Origin of the sequence: Pelomonas sp. KK5 (assembly GCF_001984095.1) — a bacterium.
Classification (GTDB): domain Bacteria; phylum Pseudomonadota; class Gammaproteobacteria; order Burkholderiales; family Burkholderiaceae_C; genus KK5.
Window position 1 is genome coordinate 1 of sequence record NZ_LYVQ01000431.1, and the last position, 2,218, is coordinate 2,218.

Consider the following 2,218-nt stretch of genomic DNA (forward strand, 5'->3'; position numbering starts at 1 on the left):
GCGGCCGGTTGCGCGAGCAGCCACAGCCCGACGCCGGGCAGGCGGATCTTCGTCGCCTCGCCGTCACGCGTCAGCGACCAGGCCGGCGCATCGTCAGACGCCGTGGCGACGCCGTACAGCGCCCAGTCCGCGCTGGCATCGCTGATCTTGCACTTGGCGCGCAGCACGAACATGGAGAGCCGCTTCTGGATCGCCGGCAGCAGTTCGGCGGGCAGGGCCAGCAGGATCTCGTCGGGGCCGTTCTTCCAGCCGATCATCGTGGCCAGCAGCCGGCCCTTGGCGCTGCAGAAGCCGCTCAGCCGGGCCTGTGCGTCGCCCAGCAGCGCGAAATCCTGCGTCAGCTGGCTGTGGAGGAACTTGGCGGCGTCTTCGCCCTGGGCACGGAGGATGCCCAGGCGGTTCAGGCGCGCGGCGCCTGCGGTCGATGGAGTCGTCATGGGCACGATTATCATCAGCGCCCCGCAACAGGCGGGTCTCAGGGGTTTTCGAGTCGATGAAGTCGTTGAGCAGACTGCTGCTTGTTCTGATCGTTATGGCCGCCGGCGCGGCGGGCTATGCCTGGTGGTGGCTCAATGCGCCGCTGAAGCTGGCCACGCCCTCGGTGGAGCTGTCCATCGAGGCCGGCACGCCGCCGCTGCAGGTGGCGCAGGCCTGGGCCAACGCGGGTGTGCAGGCCGATCCGCGGCTGCTGTACGAGTGGTTCCGCTGGTCCGGCCAGGCGCGCCAGATCCGCGCCGGCAGCTACGAGATCCATCAGGGCGCCACCCCGCGCGAGCTGCTGGCCAAGATGGTCCGCGGGGACGAGGTGCTCGAGCAGGCCCGCATCATCGACGGCTGGAGCTTCCGCCAGCTGCGCGCCGCGCTGGCGAAATCACCTTCGCTGAAGCCCGCCACCGCGTCGATGAGCGATGCCGAGATCATGGCCGCGCTCGGCGCGCCCGCCGGTCAGGCGCCCGAGGGCCGCTTCTACCCGGACACCTACGCCTACAGCCGCGGCGTCAGCGACCTCACCGTGCTCAAGCGCGCCTACCGCGCGATGCAGAAGAAACTGGATGCCGCCTGGGCCGGCCGCGACACCGACCTGCCGCTGCCTAACGCCGATGCCGCACTGACCCTGGCCTCGATCATCGAGAAGGAGACCGGCACCGCCTCGGACCGGCACCTGGTGGCCGCCGTCTTCGTCAACCGGCTGAAGCTGGGCATGCCACTGCAGACCGACCCGACGGTGATCTACGGCCTGGGCGAGAACTTCGACGGCAACCTGCACAAGCGCGACCTGCAGGCCGACTCCAGCTTCAACACCTACCTGCGCCCGGGCCTGCCGCCCACGCCGATCGCGATGCCCGGCGGCGCGGCGCTGGAGGCGGCGGTGCATCCGGCGCGCAGCAAGGCGCTGTACTTCGTGGCCCGCGGCGACGGCAGCAGCGAGTTCAGCGAAGACCTCGCCGCGCATAATCGCGCGGTCAACAAATACGTGCGCGGGAAGTAAGTGACGGTGTCCAGGTTCATCACATTCGAAGGCATCGACGGCGCCGGCAAGTCCACCCACATCGAGTCGCTCAAGGCGCGGCTGGCCGCGCAGGGACCGGTGCTGTCCACCCGCGAACCCGGCGGCACGCCGCTGGCGGAACAGCTGCGCGAGATGGTGCTGCACAGCGGCATGGGGCCGCTGACCGAGCTGCTGCTGGTCTTCGCCGCGCGGCGCGACCACCTGGACAAGGTCATCGAACCCGCGCTGGCCGCCGGCACCACGGTGCTGTGCGACCGCTTCACCGACGCCACCTTCGCCTACCAGGGCGGCGGCCGCGGCATGGACCTCGCGCAACTGGCCACGCTGGAGCAATGGGTGCAGCAGGGCCGCCAGCCGGACCTGACGCTGTGGTTCGACCTGCCCGCCGAAATCGCCGCGCAGCGCCGCGCCGCCGCGCGTGCGGCCGACCGCTTCGAGCAACTCGACCTGGAGTTCTTCGAGCGCGTGCGCGCCGGCTACCAGGCCCGTGCTAACGCCGCGCCTCAGCGCATTGCGCGCATCGACGCGAGCCGCCCGGTGGTCGAGGTCGCCGCGCAGATCGTCGCGGTGATGGAGCAGCGCGGATGGTGAGCGAGGCCGACCAACTCCCCTGGCTGGCCGAGCCGCTGGCCCGGGCGCTGGGCACCGCCCGATCGCATGCGCTGCTGGTGCAGGGGCCGGCGGGCGTGGGCCAGTTCGACCTGGCGC

2 protein-coding genes and 1 pseudogene are annotated in these 2,218 nt (G+C 70.9%); 2 read left to right on the top strand and 1 reads right to left on the bottom strand.

The window, feature by feature from the left end; translation table 11 throughout:
- Positions 1-437 (bottom strand): annotated as a pseudogene (locus B0W88_RS31335) (folate-binding protein); the annotation flags it as partial.
- Positions 438-493: 56 nt separating this feature from the next.
- Here B0W88_RS31335 and mltG point away from each other — a divergent pair.
- Positions 494-1,489, top strand: coding sequence for an endolytic transglycosylase MltG (gene mltG / locus B0W88_RS31340; RefSeq protein ID WP_077038367.1), 996 nt, complete (start codon positions 494-496; stop codon positions 1,487-1,489).
- Positions 1,490-2,101: a dTMP kinase gene (gene tmk / locus B0W88_RS31345; RefSeq protein ID WP_077038368.1), complete on the top strand. Its 612-nt coding sequence runs from the start codon at positions 1,490-1,492 to the stop codon at positions 2,099-2,101.
- Positions 2,102-2,218 lie beyond the last annotated feature (117 nt).